Raw genomic sequence first — 2,976 nt, 5'->3', positions numbered from 1 at the left:
ACCTCGCCTGGACCCGCCTGACCAACTGGCGCATCCAACTCGCCGCCGCACTGGATCAGATGGACCCGTCATCGGCGCTGGCCGCAGAGGTTGAAGGAGTCGCGGATTCCCCCAGCCCACTGCTGATGGCGGCATGGCTCAACTTCGCGTTGGACGTGCCTGTGAAGAGGTTTGCAGGACCGGCAGGATCAGGTCTGAGCCGAGTGAGCTTCACCCTGGCCAACGGCGGGATCCAGCTTCTCCGATCAGGAATTTCCGTTGCTGAACTCAGCCTTCCAGGGCAACCGATACAGCGTGTCTCCCTGCCGCGGCCCAGCATTCGTGACTGCCTCGCGGAAGAACTCCGCCGCCTCGACCCCGACGAAGTCTTCGAGTGCTCTCTATCGAGACTGAGCTGATGTACGAGGTACATGGGGATGACAGAGCGAGGAAACACCGCCCCGAAACTGCCGTACCGGGCCTCGGCTGGAACCCATCTGAGCGCAGCCCCCGGCGAGGCCCCTGAGCAAACAGGGCGGCTTCTTGGTGTTGTTAGTAGTCCACTTAAGCGCTTAGCCGGCGTCTTCCATCCGAGCGCTTTGCGTGGCGGCCGTTTAGATCCGAGGCGACGTGTTCACCGGCTTCGGGCGCATAAGCGGAGAGGTCTGCACTTGGAGGAGGGTAGCCGCGGAACAGTCCCTGCTGTTCCCGTTCGAGCCGTGCTGCCCGGAACTCCGGGTCGCAGAAGTAGACCGTGTCGGTGGCGAGGGTTAAGGACGCTGACCCTATCCATACCTTTGTCACAGGCCAAGAATCTCCAGGGTGTACCCGCAGTGGGGGCACATACGTTGCTGCAGTGTGGTCAGTAGGCGGGAAGGACGAGCACACACGTTCAGTGTCAGGCCAGTGTTCAACATCCACCGATAACAGGGGTGTTCCTGCTCAGCATGACCTCAGCCGTGTGTCGCTTACATTCCCAAGCCTCCCAAAAGCTCAAGGAGTCGCCGCCCTCTGCTGAGCCGTGGACTTCGCATACTTCCTTCGTTAGATAACGAGCCTCGTGCTCCGCATGTTCGCACCAAACCAGAGCATGAATTATTCATGGCACACGAAACCGTGCCATCTCCCGTTCGGGGATGAAGTCAATGGGCCCCAGAGCGCTCCAGTCCTGACCCTTCTGGTTAACGGCCGCACCTCATTGCTTGCATTGCGTATTCCTTTTGTACCGAACTCGTCCCGTAGGAGTCCTTTCCATCGGAGCATGAGCCATGTCTCAGCGGCAACCTGCCCTTGATCTGTCCGGTGGGCCGGACGCTGAGCCAAAAACTGTGATTCAGCTCATTCTTCGGAACTACGTCGAGCTATGGTCGAAAAGAGGGTGGAAGCCGGCGAGAAAGCTCGGAGAGCCCGCATTCAAGACTCAACTCCAGGAGGTACCGCTATGGGCAACCCTGCCCCGCAAAGCACCGACATGCCGTACCCTACGGCAGACTTCTTCGACTACGAAGCACTCCTGCCCTCGGAGGAACGCATGCGCCTGCAAACGATCCGGGAGTGGCTTGACGCCGAGGTCCGACCGATCGCAGCGGACCATTGGAACCGCAGTGAATTTCCCAGGCACCTCATCCCCAAGGTTGCGGATCTGGACATTATCAGTCCGGTACGGCGGCAGGGCCACTCGCACCTGTTCGCGGGGTTGCTTACTGCCGCTATCCACCGGGTGGACGCTTCCTTTGGTACCTTTTTCAGCGGACACGACGGCCTGTTTACCGGCACCATCGAACTGCTCGCGTCGGAGGAACAAAAGTCGGCTTGGCTGCCGGATATCTACGCGCTCCGCAAGACCGGCGTCTTCGCGATCACCGAGCCCCTCGCCGGTTCCGACGTCGCCGGTGGTACCCGCACGACCGCCCGCAGAGAGGGAGAGAACTGGATCCTCAACGGCGAAAAACGCTGGATCGGCAACTCAACCTTTTCCGACTACGTCATTGTCTGGGCCAAGGATGAAGAGGACGGACAGGTCAAGGGGTTCCTGGTGGAAACACACCTCCCGGGCTTCACGGCCACACTGATCCCCAACCGCATCGCCGTGCGAGCCGTACAAAACGCCGACATCGTGCTGGACAACGTTGTCGTGCCTCACGCCTTCAAACTTGTAGGGGCTAACAGCTTCCGCGACACCAACAAGGTACTCAAATCCACCCGCGCCACCGTGGGCTGGCAGGCGGTGGGGCTGCAGATGGCCGCGTTCGACGTAGCACGGAAGTACGCTGTGGAGCGGCACCAGTTTGGTAAGCCCATCGCCAGCTACCAGCTCATTCAGGAACAACTCGTGACGATGCTCAGCAATGCAATGAGCTCGATGGGAATGATGGTCCGCCTCGCCCAGCTCGAAGACGCGGGCACGGTCAAGAATGAACACTCCGCCATGGCTAAGGCCTTCACAACGAAAAGGATGCGCGAAACTGTCGCGATGGGTCGGAGTGTCCTAGGCGGCAACGGTGTAGCCGTGGACTACGAAATCGGGAAAATCTTCTGCGATGCCGAAGCCATTTACACCTACGAAGGCACCTACGAGATCAACACCTTGGTCGCTGGCCGAGCGATAACTGGCATCGCCGCCTTCACCTAAGCCCACGCCCTGAAGCGTCCCGTATACCGGACAGTCAACCAACTCCCCAACTATCCCCGGAAACACGTGGAAGCTTCCATGGAAGCAGGCGTTCCAACCGTAAGCTGCCGCCTTTTATGGCAGCTTTCAAACAAAGCAAGGAAGAAAACAGTGTCAATCACCCAGAACTCCGCCGATTTCACCACCAGTGCCCGCCCGGTCAAAGCAGCCCGCGGCACCGAGCTCACCGCAAAGTCCTGGCAGACCGAGGCGCCCCTGCGCATGCTGATGAACAACCTGGACCCCGAGGTCGCCGAACGCCCGGATGACCTGGTGGTCTACGGCGGCACCGGCCGCGCCGTCCGCTCCTGGGCCGCGTTCGATGC

Annotated in this window: 2 protein-coding genes and 1 pseudogene; all 3 read left to right on the top strand. The window is 60.3% G+C overall.

Going from position 1 to position 2,976, the window contains the following annotated elements:
- A partial coding sequence (locus tag ACYSM9_RS21720; RefSeq protein ID WP_461859017.1) for a glucose-6-phosphate dehydrogenase assembly protein OpcA occupies positions 1-398 on the top strand: 398 nt, incomplete at its 5' end.
- Positions 399-1,420: 1,022 nt separating this feature from the next.
- Positions 1,421-2,611: an acyl-CoA dehydrogenase family protein gene (locus ACYSM9_RS21715; protein ID WP_461859016.1), complete on the top strand. Its 1,191-nt coding sequence runs from the start codon at positions 1,421-1,423 to the stop codon at positions 2,609-2,611.
- A 150-nt stretch (positions 2,612-2,761) separates the two neighbouring features.
- Positions 2,762-2,976: pseudogene (locus tag ACYSM9_RS21710) on the top strand (urocanate hydratase); the annotation flags it as partial.

This window comes from Arthrobacter sp. C152 (assembly GCF_054890965.1).
Note: the sequence above shows the minus strand (reverse complement) of the source record. Positions and strands in the feature narration are given on the sequence as shown.

Coding starts and splice junctions, on each gene's coding strand:
- ACYSM9_RS21715 (WP_461859016.1), top strand. CDS start 1,421: ATGGGCAACCCTGCCCCGCAAAGCACCGACATGCCGTACCCTACGGCA.